General features: G+C 56.9%; 15 protein-coding genes. 8 read left to right on the forward strand and 7 right to left on the reverse strand.

Features of this window, described 5'->3' with window-relative positions; genetic code table 11:
• The first annotated feature begins 186 nt into the window (after positions 1–186).
• From PHD76_04975 to PHD76_04990, 4 genes are all read left to right on the forward strand, one after another.
• Entirely contained in the window at positions 187–552 is a 366-nt protein-coding gene (locus tag PHD76_04975; protein ID MDD5261184.1) for a GxxExxY protein, read from the forward strand.
• Between the two features lie 120 nt (positions 553–672).
• Positions 673–984, forward strand: a complete 312-nt coding sequence (locus tag PHD76_04980; protein ID MDD5261185.1) for a nucleotidyltransferase domain-containing protein — start codon at positions 673–675, stop codon at positions 982–984.
• Positions 971–1,129 (forward strand): hypothetical protein, encoded by a 159-nt coding sequence (locus tag PHD76_04985; protein MDD5261186.1) that lies wholly within the window; start codon positions 971–973, stop codon positions 1,127–1,129. Before PHD76_04980 ends, PHD76_04985 begins: the two co-directional genes overlap by 14 nt.
• A 17-nt stretch (positions 1,130–1,146) precedes the next feature.
• A complete protein-coding gene (locus PHD76_04990) occupies positions 1,147–1,314 on the forward strand; it encodes a DUF86 domain-containing protein (GenBank protein MDD5261187.1) in 168 nt (55 codons plus the stop codon).
• Here PHD76_04990 and PHD76_04995 read toward each other — a convergent pair whose 3' ends face one another.
• The 4 genes from PHD76_04995 to PHD76_05010 form a co-directional block, all read right to left on the reverse strand.
• Positions 1,315–2,643: a hemolysin family protein gene (locus PHD76_04995; GenBank protein ID MDD5261188.1), complete on the reverse strand. Its 1,329-nt coding sequence runs from the start codon at positions 2,641–2,643 to the stop codon at positions 1,315–1,317.
• A gap of 273 nt (positions 2,644–2,916) precedes the next feature.
• Complete coding sequence (locus tag PHD76_05000; protein MDD5261189.1) at positions 2,917–4,098, reverse strand: aminotransferase class V-fold PLP-dependent enzyme; 1,182 nt, start codon at positions 4,096–4,098, stop codon at positions 2,917–2,919.
• Positions 4,099–4,111: 13 nt separating this feature from the next.
• Positions 4,112–5,335 carry a cysteine desulfurase NifS gene (nifS, locus tag PHD76_05005; GenBank protein MDD5261190.1) on the reverse strand — a complete coding sequence of 408 codons (1,224 nt, stop codon included), beginning with the start codon at positions 5,333–5,335 and terminating at the stop codon, positions 4,112–4,114.
• Positions 5,336–5,395: 60 nt separating this feature from the next.
• A complete protein-coding gene (locus PHD76_05010; protein MDD5261191.1) occupies positions 5,396–5,950 on the reverse strand; it encodes an HNH endonuclease in 555 nt (184 codons plus the stop codon).
• Between the two features lie 220 nt (positions 5,951–6,170).
• On the opposite strand from PHD76_05010, the gene PHD76_05015 reads away from it, so the two are divergent.
• Positions 6,171–7,919 carry a tetratricopeptide repeat protein gene (locus PHD76_05015; GenBank protein ID MDD5261192.1) on the forward strand — a complete coding sequence of 583 codons (1,749 nt, stop codon included), beginning with the start codon at positions 6,171–6,173 and terminating at the stop codon, positions 7,917–7,919.
• Between the two features lie 363 nt (positions 7,920–8,282).
• On the opposite strand, the gene PHD76_05020 is transcribed toward PHD76_05015, so the two are convergent.
• The 3 genes from PHD76_05020 to glnD are packed head-to-tail and all read right to left on the reverse strand — an operon-like array spanning position 8,283 to position 14,500.
• Complete coding sequence (locus tag PHD76_05020; GenBank protein MDD5261193.1) at positions 8,283–10,013, reverse strand: sialate O-acetylesterase; 1,731 nt, start codon at positions 10,011–10,013, stop codon at positions 8,283–8,285.
• Positions 10,014–10,046: 33 nt separating this feature from the next.
• Entirely contained in the window at positions 10,047–11,717 is a 1,671-nt protein-coding gene (locus PHD76_05025) for a GAF domain-containing protein (protein ID MDD5261194.1), read from the reverse strand.
• Positions 11,718–11,734: 17 nt separating this feature from the next.
• The gene (gene glnD / locus PHD76_05030) at positions 11,735–14,500 is read right to left on the reverse strand and encodes a [protein-PII] uridylyltransferase (protein MDD5261195.1); all 2,766 of its coding nucleotides are present in this window, start codon (positions 14,498–14,500) and stop codon (positions 11,735–11,737) included.
• 246 nt (positions 14,501–14,746) lie between these two features.
• Here glnD and PHD76_05035 point away from each other — a divergent pair, with 246 nt between their 5' ends.
• Genes PHD76_05035 through PHD76_05045 form a run of 3 tightly spaced genes read left to right on the forward strand, consistent with a single transcriptional unit; the run spans position 14,747 to position 17,378 of the window.
• The gene (locus PHD76_05035) at positions 14,747–15,496 is read left to right on the forward strand and encodes a pyridoxine 5'-phosphate synthase (protein MDD5261196.1); all 750 of its coding nucleotides are present in this window, start codon (positions 14,747–14,749) and stop codon (positions 15,494–15,496) included.
• Positions 15,493–15,888 (forward strand): holo-ACP synthase, encoded by a 396-nt coding sequence (gene acpS, locus PHD76_05040; GenBank protein ID MDD5261197.1) that lies wholly within the window; start codon positions 15,493–15,495, stop codon positions 15,886–15,888. The genes PHD76_05035 and acpS overlap by 4 nt, the downstream gene beginning before the upstream one ends.
• A 5-nt stretch (positions 15,889–15,893) precedes the next feature.
• Positions 15,894–17,378 (forward strand): NAD(P)H-hydrate dehydratase, encoded by a 1,485-nt coding sequence (locus PHD76_05045; protein MDD5261198.1) that lies wholly within the window; start codon positions 15,894–15,896, stop codon positions 17,376–17,378.
• Positions 17,379–17,387: the final 9 nt, after the last annotated feature.

Here is a 17,387-nt window from a genome sequence, read left to right on the forward strand (position 1 = left end):
TGTCTTGTAACCTGGCTCCGAGCAAGAACCAGCAAATGGAGCCATGCTGCCATCAGGAAACTTTTTCGTATTCTTCACGTTCTCGCCACGGATTTTCCTCCAATACCGGGGAAAATTCGAAGCAGTTGAACCACGGACTCCGACATCCGTCGCGAGCGGGTGGACACGGATAAACACGGATTATGGTTGAAGAGCGAAACTGAGACTATTATCTCCTGTGCTTTTGAGGTACTGAATGGGCTCGGTCACGGGCTGTTGGAAAAGCCATACGAAAATGCCCTCGTCGTCGAGCTGGGTTTGCGAGCTATTCCATGTGAGCAACAGCGGCGTTACGATGTCCTCTACAAAACTGTTAAAGTTGGCGAATATGTGCCCGATCTTATCGCTTTCGGGAACGTAGTGGTGGACGCCAAGGTCATTGAGCGCATCACCAACCATGAACTGGGCCAGATGCTCAACTACCTCAAAATCACAGGTCATCCTGTTGGTCTCATCCTCAATTTCCAACGCCCCCGTCTTGAATGGAAGCGTGTGGTGAACACTGCTTCATAAAAACTAAAAAATCCGCGTCCATCCGTGTTTATCCGTGGTTCAATTCAAACCACCGGATCTGATTCCGGCATGGCTGAATCAGGATTGCAGGCAGAAGCGGTTTAGGTGATGATAAACGCCATGAACGTGGCCGAATTGCCCATCCGGATTGACCGCGAGAAGATCGCGGAGTTTTGCCGCGCCCGTGGCATCCGCAAATTGAGCTTGTTCGGTTCGGTGTTGCGAGATGACTTCGACCCGGCGCGAAGCGATGTGGACGTGTTGGCAGAATTGCTGCCCAGTGCGCGGCCCGGCTGGGAGTTCTTCGGGTGGCATGAAGACCTGGCTCCCATCATTGGACGCAAGGTGGACCTGCACACACCCAATAGTTTAAGCCAGTATTTCCGCGATGAAGTGTTGCGGGAAGCAATGACTGTTTATGAGCAGGCATGATCCCAAAATAACGCTACGGCAGGTGGCCGATCATGCGCGGCAGGCTCAGGAACTTTGTGCACAGAATAAGTTGCCTCAAATCCTCGCCGACTGGCAAAAACGGGCGGCGTTTGAGCGCGTCATGGAAGTTCTGGGCAAGCCGTAAAACGACTGCCTGCTGACTTGACGGCTCGATATCCAGCAGTGGATTGGCGCGGCATCGCAGGGATGCGTGACCGGGTCAGCCATGGTTATGATACAATTGATTATGGTCTTTTGTGGCAGGCGGTGGAAACGCGTGTGCCCGGATTGCTCATCACGGTCGAACTGATGCTCAAAGATTTGAAGTAATCAAATCACCGGTTCTGATTCCGGCCCGGGCGGCGGAAGCTTTTTGACCAGGATCTTGTCAATCCGCTGGCGGTCCATGTCGAGAATTTCAAACTGGAAATTTTTCCACTTCACCGTTTCGCCTTCGGCGGGAATGTGCCCGAGTTGCTGCAGCACAAAACCGCCCAGGGTCTGGTAGTCTCCCTCGTCCTCGCCGCTCAATTCCCGGATTCCAAGCGCTGCTTTCGCGTCGTCGGTCTCCATCATGGCATCCACAAGCCAGGTGCCGTCGTCGCGCTTGCGCGCCTGCGGTTTGTTCCGAAGTTCCTTTTCCGGCAATTGTCCCACGATGGCTTCCATCACATCCTTGAGAGTGGCCACGCCCTGGACGGATCCGAATTCATCCACGGCCAGCGCAATGTGGCTCCGCGTTTTCTTGAATTCCTCGATCAACTTCCCGGCGGGCATCGTCGTCGGAACATACAATGGCGCGGTCACCACGCTTTTGAGATCCACATTCCCCGTCAGTGAAATGTTCGCCCAGAGCGATTTCACAGAGACCAGGCCCACCACGTTGTCGCGAGTACCCTGATAAACCGGGAAATGCGAGTGGCCGCTGCCGGCGATCTTGCGCCAGTTGTTTTCGGGCTCGTCGCCGATATTCAGCCAGATGACCTGGGCGCGCGGCGTCATCAGGTCATCGACCGTCTGTTCGTCCAGATTCAGGACGCCTTCCACCATCTCCTTCTCGGATTTCTTGAAAACGCCGGCCGTCAGACCCTGGTCGATCAACACCCGCACCTCTTCTTCCGAAACCGGAGAATGCTCCGCCTTTTTAACACCCATCAATGCCAGCAAAATGTCGCTGCAGGCGTTCAAAAAATTCACGATATAGGAAACGGAGCGCGACATGGCGTCCATCGGGCCGGCCATGAATTTGGCAATGGTCTCCGGGTGATTGAGTGCCAGACGTTTCGGAACCAATTCCCCGATCAGCACCGAAAAGAACGTAATCAGTGCCACAATGATGGCCAGACTGATGTCATGGGCGTAGCGCCCCAAAAACGGCAGGGGCTGAAAAACGGCGCCGAGGGCTTCAGGCAACGCGGACGTACCGATCGCGCCCGCAAGCACGTTGATCAATGTGATGCCCACCTGGACCGTGGAAAGGAAACGTCCCGGCGCATTGGCCAGTTCCGAGGCCAGTTTGGCGCCCGGCTCCCCATCCTCCGCCATGGCCTGGAGACGACTCTTGCGAGAGGCCACCAGCGCCATTTCCGCCATGGCGAACAAGCCGTTGCCCACGAGGAGCACGGCGATGAAAATAATCTCAATGGCTATTTTTGACATGGTTACAAAGTTTTAAGTCTTAAGTTTAAAGTTTTAAGCTTCAGATATTCATCTCGGTTCATTTTCTTAACCCGTGGCTGCTTTTCCAAATCCTATCCACTTTTGCGTATTTTGCGGCTAACAAACCCCCTTGTCTTCCCCCTTTTCAGGGGGATGTTTGTCGGTTTTCTCATCCGCGTTTATCCGTGTCCATCCGTGGTAAAAAATCTCCGTGTTTTCTCTGTGGCCAAACTTTGCGCCCTGGCGTCTTATGCCCTTTGCGTTAATGGTTTTTCAGCGTCCTGAAGCGTATTCCGCACAGGTCTCGACCAATTGGTCAAGCTCCTGTTCGGTGTTGTAAAAATGCGGTGAAACCCTGAAAAGCTCCTCTCCCGCGCGGTTGTGCCGGAGTGAAACAGAAATTTTCTTCTCCTGCAACCGCGACATCAGGCCCTTCCGGTCGCATTGTTTGGGAAAATAAAACGTCAGGATTCCGGAGCACTCATTCTCGGAAATGTCGCGCATGCCATAGAGGTCAAAACCCAGCGCCGTCAGACGTGGAACCAGATAACGCCGCAGTTCCAGAAGCCGCGCTGCCACCGCATTCACCCCGATTTCCAACAGAAATTCCATGGAAGCCTGCATGGCCAGGATGCCGGGGACATTCAAACTGCCCGGCTCATAGCGCCGGGCGCCTTCGTAAAACTCAATGGTGTCCTGGGCGATGAAGTTGGGCGATTGCACGTTCCAGGACCCGAGCAGGGCTGGCCGCAGGCGGCCGAAGTGTTCCTCCTTTACATAAAAAATCCCCGCTCCGAGCGGACCTAACAACCATTTGTGTGAATCCGCGCTGAGAAAATCCACATGCTCCACCGAAAGCGGGAACGCCCCCAGCGTCTGGATGCCGTCCAGGCAGAACAAAACTCCGCGCTCATGCAGCTTTTTCCCAATCCCCTCCGCATCGATCCGGTAGCCGCTGATAAAATTCGCCGTGGCCAGCGCCACCAGCTTTGTTTTCGGTGAAAGCTCTTTGCGCAGCGTTTCCCAGGTGATTTTTCCGGGCTCGCCCGGCTGGAGAAACCGCACCACCACTCCGCGCGCTCTCAGCTTGATCCACGGATAGACATTGGCCGGGTAATCATCCTGATAACAAATCACCTCATCGCCCGCCTGCCAAGACAACCCGTCTGCGACAAGATTCAATCCCAGCGCGGTGGGGCCCAGCAGCGCAATTTCGGAGTCCTTCGCGCCGATCAGGTTTGCCGCAGTCTTGCGCGCCCGCTGCACCCGCATCCAGACCGCCGGACCTTCCTGCTGGTCCTCACAGGCCTGATCCGCAAACCAACGCAGGGCTTCACAAGCCGGTTGAGGTAAGGCCGTGACGCCCGCATGCGCGAAAAAAGCGCGGCTCTTGGCCACCGGAAAAAGTCGGCGGCGCAGCTCTTCGTTGCGAAGCACTTCGGTGAGCGTGTTCATGGCCTGCGGGGAATCAAAGGACGTCCACGGCCAATCCGGCTGTGATGTCTTCCCCCGAATCCACCCGGGATTTGAGCACGGCTGCCGAGGGGGTTTCGGCCCTGAGCCTGGCCACGATGCCGGGCAGGACGGCCAGCACGCGGTCCACTTCCTGCTCCGTATTATACACGCTGAAGGAAAAACGCAGGGCAGTCAGCGCCAGTTCCTTCGGCACGCCCATCGCGCGCAGCACATGCGAAGGCTCAAGCGAGCCCGTCGTGCATGCGGAACCGGCCGAGGCGCAAATTCCATACTGGTCGAGCATGATCAGCAGGGCTTCAGCCTCCACTCCGCTGAAGGAAATGTTAGTGGTGTTGGGCAGGCGCTTTTCCGCATGCCCGTTCCGTTGCGTGCCCGGAATGGACGACAGCACGGCGTTCTCAAACTTGTCCCGCAGCCCGCGCACCCGCGTGTCTTCGTCACTCATGTTTTCCCGGGCCTCGTCCGCCGCCTGACCCAACCCCACAATCGACGCCACATTTTCCGTGCCGCCGCGCTTGCCCTTCTCCTGATGCCCGCCCAGCAGCATCGGCACAAACTTGGCCCGGCGCCGCACATAAAGCACGCCCACGCCCTTCGGCGCATGAAGCTTGTGTCCCGAGACGGATAGAAAATCAATTTTCAGATCGTTGAGCCGGATCGGAATTTTTCCCACAGCCTGCACCGCATCTGTATGGAACAGTACGCCGCGCGCGCGGCAAAGTTCTCCGATCTCCTCCACTGGAAACAACACGCCGGTTTCATTGTTCGCCCACATGAGCGAAACAATCGCGGTGTCGGGACGCAACGCCTCCTCCACCTGCCGCGCCTGCAACGTGCCGTCCGCCGCCACCGGTAAAATGGTGACGCCGTAGCCCAGGCGTTCCAAGTGCTCGGCTTGGTTTTTCACCGCCGAATGTTCGGTGGCGCTGGTAATGACATGCCGGTGCCCGGTGGTCTGGAGTGCGGAAAGGATCGCGGTGTTGTCCGACTCCGTCCCGCAGCTTGTAAAAATCACTTCCCTGGCATCGCAGCCCAGCAACGCGGCGGTCTGTTCGCGGGCCCGCTGCACCGCATCATTCACCTCGCGCCCGATTTGGTATGCGCTGGAGGGATTGCCGTAGTACTGCGTCAGATATGGCACCATGGCCTCGAAGACCGAAGGGCTGATCTGCGTCGTGGCATTGTTGTCAAAATAGATGGTTTTCCGCTTTGTCATGATTTCACTCTCCACCCGCGGGGCCTTTCGGTTCGCAGGTTGAAGGGATAGGATATCAGATCAGTCGCTTAACTCAACATTCCAATAAGCAACATCAAGGAAGTGCTTCCAGGAATCATGCGGGACCGTGGAGATCTGGATGTTGATGAAAGTCCGGAGCTTGGGCTTCTTGGGCTTGCGTAACAAAACCATGCTCGCCTCATGGGGCAAACGGTTGCCTTTCCGGGTGTTGCAGGGAACACAGGAGGCCACCACATTCTCCCAAGTCGTCCGCCCGCCGCGGTCGCGCGGCATGACGTGGTCGATGTTCAAGTCTTTGCGTTCAAACGGCTTGGCGCAATACTGGCAGGTAAAACTGTCCCGCTCGAAAATGTTATTGCGGGTCAACTTCACCTCTTTGCGCGGCAGGCGGTCAAACATGAGAAGCACAATAATCTGCGGGACGCGGATCCTGAAATTCACGCTGCGCAGGCATTCCTCGTCATGGGATTGCTGGGAAAAATCGCTCCATTCGGAAAAATCCAGGGTCAAATATTCGCCATTGGACGCATTAACCACTTGGGCATGCCCCAGATACAGCAGGGAAAAAGCCCGCCGCACTGTGCAAACACTCACAGCCTGCCAAAGCCTGTTTAACACTAAAACAGGGCGATTTAAGATCGTATCCACCTGGTTGCCTCGGTAAAAAAGGACGCAAATTGCTACCACAAGTCGCTTTCGGGGTCAACTTAGGAAGAAAATCAGGCCGAATCGCCAAAAAGCTAAATTTTTTTTAGTGAGTAACTTAGCTGAATAGAGATTGCGTTTTTACTCATAAATATGTTAAATGCCTCCCATGACTCGGTTCCTCTTAGCCGTATTCTTGCTTTTGATGTCCGGTTTGGCCTCACAGGTCCTTTCCGAAACCTCGCCACAGGATCAATACCTGCAAATCTACCTTCTGATTCAAGAGGCTGAAAAACTGGAACTTGCAGGCCAAAAGGCCTCCGCTCGCGAACGCTACACCGTCAGCCAGGATCGCCTGGAGAAACTCCCGAAAGACTGGGAACCGACCATCGTCAATTACCGCATCCGTTATTGCAAAGATAAAATTGAAAAGCTGGCCGATGCCAAGGATGAAAATCCCAGCGACAACGTCCCGCCCATTCCGCCCGATCTGGGAACGACTCCGCCTGCCCAACCCGCTCCCGCCCCTGCTCAACCGGCGCCTGCGGCCTTGGCGCCCACAATTGAGACCCCTTCTTCCACCAATCCTTCCAATGCATCGGATGACCCGGCCGTCCTGAAAAAACGCATCAACGATCTGGAAAGCCAACTCAGCGACACGAAAGAACGACTTGAACAGGCTCAACTCGAGGCAGCCACTCTCCGCACCAAGGTGACCGAATTGGAAGCCGCCGTGAAGAGCGCCCGCGAAGGCACCCCGGATGAAAAAGTCACCGCCCTGATGGAAGAAAACAGGCAGTTGAAGGAAAAACTTGTTTCCGCTGAAACGCTGGCTTCCAACCTGCAGAACGGCAGTTCGCCAGAGTCGCTGACCACCATGCAGGAGCAGTTGAAAAAGATCCAGGACCAGCTTGAACTTGCGAAGCAGGAAAACACGGCGCTTCGCCAGACCAGCGACGAATATAAGAAAAAGATGGAAGAGGCGCAGAAGAATCTGGACGATGCCAACGCCAAGCTGGCCGCCATTCCAAAAGATAATCCGCTGCAGAAGGAAAATAGCGTCCTCCGCGATATCCTGAAACGCGAAATGGCCGAACAGACCCGCCGCGAAGTGGCCAAACGCATCGCCATGGAAGAGCTCGAAGGCCTGGCCATTGATTCGGAGAAACTCAAAACCCAGATCACCCTGCTCGGCTCACCGCTTATTCAACTCTCGCCCGAAGAAAAGGATCTGTTGAAAGAACCCGCCGCCGTAGCCCTCGAAACCGACAACAGCGGCAATTTTTCGATGAAAAAGGATGATCTCGGCGCAACGGACTATTCCACGCGCCCGAAAGTCCCGCCGGAGCTGAAGGACACCGCCAAGGAAGCCAACGATCTCTTCGCACAACAAAAATTTGATGATGCCGCGGCCAAATATCAGTCGATTTTGAATGCCTATCCCGATTCGCTGTATGCCCTGTCCAACCTGGGTGTGGTGCGTTTCCAACAGGGCAAATACGCGCTGGCAGAAGAATTTCTCCGCAAAGCGGTGAAACAGGCCCCGCAGGACGCCTTTTCGCATTCGATCCTGGGAATCGCCCTGTACCAACAGGGCAAATACGACGACGCCGTGCAAATCCTGACCCGCGCCGTGGCCTTGGAACCGAACGATCCCAAGACGCACAATTACCTGGGCATTTCGGCCTCGCAAAAGGGCTGGCAGGAAGCCGCGGAACAGGAATGCCGCAAGGCGATTGAATTGGATCCCCAATATGGCGACGCCCATTTCAACCTGGCTGTAATCTATTCGACCCAACGCCCGCCCTCCCGCGAGCTCGCCCGCCGCCATTACGAACGGGCTCTGGAACTCGGCGTTCCGCGCGACCCGCAATTGGAGAAACTGGTTTACTCCAAGGAAAAACCCGAAAAGCCCTGACAAGGGGAACAAACTATTGTTTACCCACGCGTCGGCGTCCTTTGTTTGAAAGATCCCCCTGATAAGGGGGAAGAAAAGGGGGTTTGTGTTCTCCGCAAGCAACACATTCCTCGCGCCAAGATCGCAAAGAAACGCCACGTGATGCAAAAACCACGTTTTCACACGAAGACGCTAAGAGATATCCGCGAGAGTCCGGCAGTTAAGAACCAAGAACAGTTTCCCTCTGTGGCTGTGTGGCTCCGTGAGAGAACCCGCCTTGCCTGGCGGGCTTTGCGATCTTGGCGCAAAACGGATTTCAGGATCTGTTCATGATTCAATCTTGCAACTGAACACTCGCTTGCAGCGCCGCAGGTCGTGACGGCCCTACTTCGGCGCAGGTGCGGGCGGAGCGTCCTGCCAGGTATCCGTCCGGAAGGGGGAAGCAGGCAGACCTTCCTTGTTGTACAGATCAACAGGCGGGGAATTTGCCCAACCGTAACGGACAGCCACCGGCGCGGGAACTTGATCGCTCGTTACGACCACTTTGTCGCCATCAATCTCGGCCCTGGCCCAAAGCCAATTCTTGTCATCCCCGGCAATCGCAAAGCCGGTCAATTCAGCCGGTATCTTTTGGCTCCAGGGAGGCCCGCCAATTTTCAGGCCACCGCCGACATTCGTGAAACTGATGATGATCTTGTTGCCCTCAACCTTCATGGAATCGTAGATCGGGCCTGAATAAACCAGGTCCTGCCCATACGCAATATGCCTGGCCGCGAGCGCAAGGCGAAGGCCGACATCAAGTTTGTCCTTCGGATGAATGTCGGTTGTGTTTCCGATGTCGATGGTGACGGCCATGCCGGTATTGGGCAGAGCCAGTGTCTTGGTCTGCGCTTCACGCAGCCAGGGCCATGTCCCTTCGCAAGGCAGCTTGGCCGGCGCCGTGAAATTTGCCAGTTGCACAAAGAGAAAGGGAAACTCGCCCTGGCTCCATTTCTCGCGCCAGTCGTTGATCATCCGCGGGAAAAGAATGGCGTATTCTTCGCCGCTCTGCTTGCTTCCCGCGTTGGCTTCGCCCTGGTACCAAATGGCGCCCTTGATTGCGTAGGGCACGAGAGGGGCGATCATGGCGTTGTATAGGTTGGTAGGCCCATACGCCCCGCCACCCGGGGCGACCGGCGGCTTCGGCGCCGGGCGTGAAGCAGCCGGCTTTGGCGGCTCTGGCTTGCTGTTGGCAGCGGCTTCAGCGGATTGTTTGGCCCAGGCCTCCATCTGAAGCTTCAGCGGATCGCCCACTTCCTGGTCCCACAATTTTTTCGCCTCCTCATATTCGGCCGCCTGCTTTAAAAAATCAGAGTACGCCTGCGGGAAGTTGACGGCATTTTTTTGGCAAGCTTCCACGTAATGCGCAAGCACGGCATCTTTTTGCAATCCATCCAAACTCGTCCAGGACTGTGCGGGAGTCCCGCCCCAGGATGTGCTGATCAAGCCGACGGGACGCCCGATTGAATGCTGGATCTCACGGCCAAAAAAGTAGGCAACGGCCGAAAAACCCTGCCAACTGCCATCCTTGGCCACGGTCTCCGGCGTACAAACCTGCCACTTGCCCAACAAACTGTCCGCGGGAACAGGACCGATATCCTTTTGTGGAGTCGCGTAGAAGGCCTTGGGTACGGTGAAAAGCCGCAGTTGCGGTTCATCGGCTTTGGCGATGACATCAGGCTGTCCAAGATGAGCCAGGCCGAATTCCATGTTGGACTGGCCGGAAGCGATCCAAACATCGCCAACAAGAACATCCTGAAAAGTCAGGGTATTGGCACCCGCAATCGTCAGAACCTGCGGCGCCGCCACTGTCCCGTTCGCAGGCAACGGCGCGAGATCGACACGCCAGTCGCCGTTGGCGTCGGCGGTGGCCGTTGCCGTCTGCGCGCCCAACGTGACTTTTACGTTTTCCCCCGGCGCAGCCCAACCCCAGACCGGAATTTTGGCTTCCTGCTGGAGCACCATGTGGTCCCCAAAGATCGCCGGCATTTTGACTTCCGCGGTTGTCGGCTGAAGATTCGCAAATAAAAAGACACTGCTGATTGATAAGAAAAGTTTGATAAAACGGGAGATCATATTTTTTGCGGGTGATTGTTGTAAAAGTTACATCTACGCCGCCGCAAATGTCATCTGAAAAAGCGTGCCCTGGCCGAGCTTCGATTTGACCGAAATCCTGCCCTGATGGTTTTCCACGGTCTTGTACACCAGCGCCAGCCCCAGACCCGTGCCGCCTTTTTTATGGCTGAGAAAAGGCTGGAACAATTCCTCCTGTCGTTTCCGGCTCATTCCCTCGCCCGTGTCGCGGACCCCCACCCCCACCATCCGCTGTTTGCCGGACCGGACATAGCGCGCGGACAACGTCAAAATGCCGCCCTCCGGCATTGCCTGGCATGCGTTGAGAACCAAATTCAGGATCGCCTGCTCCAATTGCGCGCGATCACCCCGGATGCGCAACGGCCCGGACGACATCTGCATTTTTATCTCGATCCTGCGTTCAGCCAATGTGTGGCGGATCAGGAGTGCGACATCCGCCAACAAACTTGTGGCGTCAATTTCCTCCATAGACGGCTCCGAAGACCTCGCAAACGTAAGAACCTGGTCCAGAATGCGGTTCATTTGTTTCATTTTGGTTTCAATCAAGGCCGCATCACGCGCGAGGCCTCCCTCCAGCTTCATCTCGCTCAGCATGGAATGAAACAGCATCTGCACAACGGTCAACGGATTCCGGATTTCATGGGCGATCTCCGCAGCCAGCCAGCCCAGCGCCGATAGCCGTTCCGAGGCGCGCAGGTCTTCCTCGACCTGCACCACACGCTCAAGCAAGCGGACCTTGGCAATGGCCACGGCAGACAATCCCGCCATGGCGCTCAAGAGCCGGATTTCCTCGTTGGAAAAACGGTGCAGTTGCTCGGTATAAACAGAAAGGACCCCAAGCGAGCGGCCCTCAAAAATCAGCGGAACCGAAAGCAGCGAGAACAGCCGTTCGCGCCGCGCCAGTTCCATGTGCTGAAAGCGCTCGTGCGCCTGCACGTTCAAAACCGTCAGGGGTTTCTGGCGCTTGACGACCACGCCTAACAATGATTCCGAAACCAGCAGGTTGGGCTTTCTGACGTAGGCCTTTGAAGCGCCTTCCCAGGCTTTCAAAACAAGTTCTTCCCCGTTTTCCGAAAGCAACATCAGCGAACACAGCCTGGCTTTCATCAGGCGGCAGGCATCCCTGGCAATGCTCTGGAGAACACTTTCCGGATGCTCCTCCGAAATGATGACCTGGCCCATGTCGACCAGGGTCTCCAGTTGCTCGCCCTTGACGCGGAGCTGGTTGATTTCCCAGGCCATGCGGATCCAGTCAGATGCGTCCCTTGCGAGCTGGAGCAACAGCTTCTCATGCTCCTGCGTAAAGGCGTCCCGACGTGTACTATCGACGTTGAGAATCCCGATCACCTGCCCCTTGAGATCCAGAGGGACGGCCAGCTCGGACTGGATCTTGGAATCCAATTCGACGTAACGCTTTTCCTCATGTACATTGCCCGTCCGATACGGCAGCCCCGTGCTGGCCACCCAGCCGGTAATACCCTCTCCAATCCGCAATTTGGTGCGCTTTGCCATGGCGCTCAGTCCAACGGATGCCTCGATGTCCAGGGAACCGGTATTTGGATTCAACAGCATGAGTGAACCCCGGTCGGCTGAGACCAGTTTGACCGACATATCCAGCACCCGGCACAGCAGATTTTGCGGGTTAAGCAAAACTTCCAAATTCTTGTTGGGAAGCGCATTTTTCATGTTTGCGACCCGATTCCTTATTCCTCGGTCCAAAGGGCCCGTTTCACCGCCCGGAGGACATTTCGCTGCTGTTCCACGTCAATCAATTTCCGTCCGACCACATCGGTCAGGTAAAACGCATCCAGCGCGGCGCCTTTCTCCGTTGTGATCCGGGCGTTTGCAATGGAAACATGATTGTCCGCCAGCGCCTTCGATACCATGTACAACAATCCAATCCGGTCGGGCGCCACCAGATGCAGGAGCGTATATTGATCCGAGCTCTCATTGTCCATCCAGGCCGCGATCCGGACGATCTCTTCGTCAAACAGGTAGTTCCTTCCACTGCCGCGCGTCCGAACAATTTCCCGCCCGATGTCATAATCGGAATCCGACAAAGCGCTGGAGAGAGCATCCCGGAACATCCTCCGGTCATAATCATGGCTTACGGCCTCATGCTGCTCCGTGCAAACACGGAAGCGGTCGATCACGATGTGATCCTCCCTCGTCCAGATATCAGCGCTGAGAATGTTCAAGCCCGCCATCGAAAAGGCCCCGGCAATGGTCGAAAAAAGCCTGTCCCGGTCCCAGGTCACAATGGTCGTTTCCGAATGCGCTTCGGCCACACGGTCGCGCCAACTAATGACAGGCCGCAGGGGATCATTGTCCTCGCGCAGTTGTTGCAGGAAAAATTCGTGGACCAGCTTCAAATCCTCGACCACCCGCTGTTCTTCCGCCTCATTGAGATAACTCTCCGGCAGCGAAGAGAAATGGGCCTCGCATTCACCCGCATCGACTTCACCCTGCAGTTGCTTCAGCACCTGTCCGCGCAGAAGCTTCCGCTGCCGTTCCGCCTTGCGCAGGAATTCGTCCTCGCCCTGCAACATGTCCCGCGTCCGGCGGTACAACTGCCACACCAGCCCCTCTTTCCAGCCCGACCATGTGGAATCTCCAAGCCCCTGGACATCCGCAAACGTCACCAGCATCAACATATCAAGCCGCTGCGCGTCCTGAACAAGGCGCGCAAATGATCGGATGGTCTGCGGGTCATCCAGATTCCGGCGTAACGCAAATTCCGTCAGGGTCATGTGATGGTCCACCAAAAAACTGATGAGCTGCAGCCGGCGGCCTTCCATCTTCATGCGCTTCGCGAAGCGGACCGCATACTGGGCGCTGACTTGGTGGTGGTCGCGCGAGTTGGCAGCTTTTCCCGTGTCGTGCAATATCAGAGCCAGATACAAAATGCCGGGATGCTCGCATTCCAGCAGCAGTTGCCGGTATTTCACATAAGGCTCGCGCTCCTCCTGCAACACCATGTCCAATTGCTCGATGCAGCGGAGCGTGTGCTCATCGGCCGTGTAGCGGTGGTAAAATTCATGCTGCACCAGGCAGTCCAGCGGGCCGAATTCCGGGATTAATTTGCCCAAAACCCCGCACTCATGCATGGCGCGCAGGATGCGTCCAACCTCCCCCTTGCGCCGGACGATGCTCGTCAGCATTTCGCGCACCTCGGGCAGCCAGAGAAAGCGCCGGTTCACCACGCCCAGCTTGCGCCGGATCGTGCTTTCCAGGTCGGAGCTGAGGCGCGCGCGCCGCTGCTGCATGATTTGAAACACCTGCACCATGCGCAGCGGGTCTTCCGAGAAAACATTGCCGGATGCGGCGCGAAGCTCCCCGTGGGAAAGAACAAAACCGTTGATCACTTCCTCCCGTTTCATCCGTTTCGGGAGCATGCCCCAGAATAACGAGGGTTTTTTCTCCTGCCGTCCGGCAAGCCGCCGGGCCAGTGAGTCAGCGACCAGATAAATGTCGCGGCTGTGATGATAGTAATCCCGCATCAGCGCCTCCGTGCGGCGCAGGATTGTTTTTTGCGGATACTTGAGGCTGTCCGCCACTTCACCCTGCAAGCGCAGGGTCAGCGTGTCCCCCCCACGTTGTTGGAGATAATGAAGCGCGTTCCGGATTCGCAACAGAAAATCATAACCCAGATCGATGTCCTTCCGCTCGCTGGGGGTCAGCAACCCCTCCGCCTGCAGCCCAACCGTGGAATCAATGCCCCGCAACGCCTTTGAAAGCCAGATCAGGTTCTGGTAATCCCTCAGGCTGCCGCACCCGTTCTTGACGTTCGGCTCCTGCAAAAACACCGTGTTGCCGTATTTTTCATGCCGTTTGGCCTGGTCCTCCAGACGCCAAAGCGCATATTCCTGCTCCCGGCCTTTCACACAAACCCGGTCGAAACGGCGTAAAAATTCGGCAAATAAATCCTCCGGCCCGGCCAGTAATGTCGCTTCCAAATACGCCGTCCGCGTCTGCAAATCCTCGCGCCCCTGCTGGATGGCCTCGTCGATCGTGCGGCTGGCATGCCCGACCTTCATCCCGATGTCCCACAACAAGTAAAGCACCTGTTGGATGGTGTCCTCGATGAAGCGCTTTTGAATCCCGTCCGAACCCGCGCACTCATATAAAAAAAGCACGTCAATGTCGCTGTAAGGAGCCAACTGGCCGCGCCCGAACCCGCCCGTCGCCACCATGTCCAGCCGCACTTCTCCCCGCTTCACGCTGTGCGATTTCTCCGCGTTTTCCAACGCCGCATTAAAGATGTGCCGCAACACCACGCTGAATAAATTGGATCGCTTCTGTGCGCTCTCCAACCCGCTGTCTCCGGCTTTATGCGCCAGTTGGATCCGGTGTTCCTCGATCCTGAAAAAATTCCTGTAAAGATCCAGCAAATCGGTCGGGTTGCGCTCTGCTAGATTCAACAGTTTGCGCTCGGCATGCTTCAGCACCTTGTCCAAATGTCCGCCCATAAAAGATATGTGTAAAATCAAGAGTAGCCGCCGGACCGGATCGAATCAACCGGCAATCTGAGCTTCCATTCAAGTTTTCCCGCCTTCGTGTGGAATCCTGGGGTAGATCAGGATTGGGAGCAAGAGATGGAGTTTGAGTAGGAGTTGCGCCCTTTTTCTTAATTCATAATTCCGCATTCCTAATTCTGAGTTCTGCATTCATCATTTCCGGCTTGTTCCCAAACTCCAGCGCCGGATAATCCCTTCATGCCGAAATTGGGCGTCAATATCGATCATGTGGCCACTCTCCGCCAGGCCCGCTACCGTGGAGCGGGCGCCGGACACCCATTGGCCGAACCCTCCCCCTTGCAGGCCGCCCTGGCCGCTCTGGAAGCCGGCGCTTATTCAATAACAGTTCACTTGCGTGAAGACAGGCGCCACATCCAGGAGCAGGATGTTCTGGATCTCAAAAAATCCATCCGCGCCCCGCTCAATCTCGAAATGGCGGTCAGCGAAGCCATGTCCGAATTTGCCATCAAACTCAAACCCGCCGATGTCTGTCTGGTCCCTGAAAACCGCCGGGAAGTCACGACCGAGGGCGGTTTGAATGTGCGGGAACGGTTTGAAGCCGTGAAAGACACCGCCCATCAACTTGGCAAAGCCGGCATCACCGTCAGCCTTTTCATCGATCCCGAACTGGAACAGGTGCGCGCCTCGGGAAAAACCGGAGCGCCCTGCGTCGAACTCCACACCGGCGCTTATTCCAATGCCCTGGACAGCTCCGGCAAAAGCCGGGAACTGCAGCGTCTCAAAGAGGCTGCCGAATTGGCCCACAGCCTCGGCCTGCAGGTCAACGCCGGCCACGGGCTGAACTACAACAATCTCGCCTCTTTCCTGGCCACCCCCCACCTTGACACCCTTAACATCGGCCACGCCATTGTTTCGCGGGCCATTTTCACCGGAATGAACCAGGCGGTGCGCGACATGCTCGCCCTCTTGCGGAAACAACCTTCATGAACAGCTCAATTCTGGGCACGGGATTGGACCTCGTGGAATGCGAGCGCATCCGCCTCTCCATTGAAAAATTCGGGGACCGCTTTCTCAACAGGATTTTCCTCCCAGCGGAGCAGGCGTACGCCGGGCGGCACAAATTTCCCCACCGACATCTCGCCGCCCGGTTTGCCGCCAAGGAAGCCGCGAGCAAGGCATTCGGGACCGGCATCGGGGAACAACTTGGCTGGAAAGACATTGAAATCCGGAACAAGGAGAGCGGCGAGCCCTACCTGGTCTTGCATAACAAGGGGTTGGAACTTTTAAATGCGCGCGGCGGCGCGGGCCTGCTCGTCAGCCTGACTCATACCGACCATTATGCGGCCGCCAGCGCCATCCTGCTCTCAAAGGACCCGTAAAAATCATGAAAGTCGTTTCCGCATCCATCATGCAATCCTGGGAAAAGAGGGCTTTTTCAGCGGGGGCCACCACCGAAAACCTGATGGAAATCGCCATCAACGGCTGCTTTGAATACATCACCCGCCGTTTTCCAACACCGGGCCGCGCCCTGTTCCTCTGCGGCAAGGGGCACAATGGGAACGACGGCCTCTGGCTCGCCCACCGGATGCAGGCGGGCGGCTGGCAAGTCGGGATTCTTCTTTCGGAAGCGCCTGAAATGCGCAAAGCCGTTGACTCCGACGCAGTCCGGAAAATGCAGTCATCGGCAAAAACGGAAATCGGGGCGCATGACCCCTGGCTGGAAAACACCGAACCGGCTCTGGTATTTGATTGCCTGATCGGGGCCGGAGCCGCCGGCCAACCCGAAGGTGTTAGTAAAAAAATCCTCGAATGGTGGGCGGCCGCCCGCAGGAACTGGCACGTCACAATCAGCATGGACAATCCTTCCGGCCTGAATCCGGACACCGGGGAAGCGGCCTCCTGCGCCTTCCAAGCGGATTTCACTTTTGCCATCGGAGCCGTCAAAAAGGGCTGCCTCGAAAAGGACGGACCTCAAACCTCCGGACGCCTGGTTCCCATACCCCTTCCGCTCCCCCAACAGGACTCGGAAACGTTGCCTGATTTTTTTGACCTGGTTTCGGCGCGCGCAATGGCCGTCGGGCTTTCCGCCACAACGCATAAATACCGCCGCGGTTCCGTTTCCATTTTTGCCGGCAGCCCGGGGTTTGCGGGCGCCGCCGTGCTGGCGTCGCGCGCGGCGTTGCGCGCCGGGGCCGGCATCGTCCGGCTGTTCTCCCACCCCGAATGCTACAACCAACTCGCCCTGGCCACGCCGGAAATCATGGTCCGGTCCTGGGATGAAAAGTTGCCGCCCGAATCCTCGGCATCTTCCGGCGCGTGGGTGATCGGCCCCGGTTTCGGGACGGATGCCAGGGCCTCGGCCAAACTCAAACTCCTGCTGAAGTTCGCGCCTTGCCCCCTTGTTCTGGATGCGGATGCTCTGGCTCTGCTTGCGAAGCAGCCGCAACTTTTGTCCCTGCCGGGAGTTCCCTTGATTCTGACGCCGCATGAAGGGGAATTTGCCCGGCTGGCATGCCGGGAAATCACAGACCGACAGGCGGAATCCTCCGCCTGGGCGCAACAAAACAAACAAGCCACGCTGCTTCTGAAAGGCCCTAACACTTTGATCTCGCAGTCCGGCAGGATGCCCTCTTTTAACGGCAGTGGCCATCCGGGCATGGCGACGGCCGGTTCGGGGGATGTGCTTTCCGGCATGGTTGGAAGCCTCCTGTCCCAGGGATACAGCCCCTTCGACGCCGCCCGCCTCGGCGCATATTGGCACGGGCTGGCCGCTGAAAGCGCCCTGCTCCGCCAGACGGAACAGACATTCAGCGCAGGGGATTTGATCGAACATCTGGGTGCCGCGTGGCGTGACATTCGGCCCTATTAGGCCTTATTG

The sequence above is a fragment of the Candidatus Methylacidiphilales bacterium genome (genome assembly GCA_028713655.1).
Lineage (GTDB): Bacteria > Verrucomicrobiota > Verrucomicrobiia > Methylacidiphilales > JAAUTS01 > JAQTNW01.

Excerpts from the sequence above, each read along its gene's own strand:
- PHD76_04980 (MDD5261185.1), top strand. The coding sequence starts at position 673 with ATGAACGTGGCCGAATTGCCCATCCGGATTGACCGCGAGAAGATCGCG.
- PHD76_04985 (MDD5261186.1), top strand. The coding sequence starts at position 971 with ATGAGCAGGCATGATCCCAAAATAACGCTACGGCAGGTGGCCGATCAT.
- PHD76_04995 (MDD5261188.1), bottom strand. The coding sequence starts at position 2,643 with ATGTCAAAAATAGCCATTGAGATTATTTTCATCGCCGTGCTCCTCGTG.
- PHD76_05000 (MDD5261189.1), bottom strand. The coding sequence starts at position 4,098 with ATGAACACGCTCACCGAAGTGCTTCGCAACGAAGAGCTGCGCCGCCGA.
- nifS (MDD5261190.1), bottom strand. The coding sequence starts at position 5,335 with ATGACAAAGCGGAAAACCATCTATTTTGACAACAATGCCACGACGCAG.
- PHD76_05015 (MDD5261192.1), top strand. The coding sequence starts at position 6,171 with ATGACTCGGTTCCTCTTAGCCGTATTCTTGCTTTTGATGTCCGGTTTG.
- PHD76_05020 (MDD5261193.1), bottom strand. The coding sequence starts at position 10,013 with ATGATCTCCCGTTTTATCAAACTTTTCTTATCAATCAGCAGTGTCTTT.
- PHD76_05025 (MDD5261194.1), bottom strand. The coding sequence starts at position 11,717 with ATGAAAAATGCGCTTCCCAACAAGAATTTGGAAGTTTTGCTTAACCCG.
- glnD (MDD5261195.1), bottom strand. The coding sequence starts at position 14,500 with ATGGGCGGACATTTGGACAAGGTGCTGAAGCATGCCGAGCGCAAACTG.
- PHD76_05035 (MDD5261196.1), top strand. The coding sequence starts at position 14,747 with ATGCCGAAATTGGGCGTCAATATCGATCATGTGGCCACTCTCCGCCAG.
- acpS (MDD5261197.1), top strand. The coding sequence starts at position 15,493 with ATGAACAGCTCAATTCTGGGCACGGGATTGGACCTCGTGGAATGCGAG.
- PHD76_05045 (MDD5261198.1), top strand. The coding sequence starts at position 15,894 with ATGAAAGTCGTTTCCGCATCCATCATGCAATCCTGGGAAAAGAGGGCT.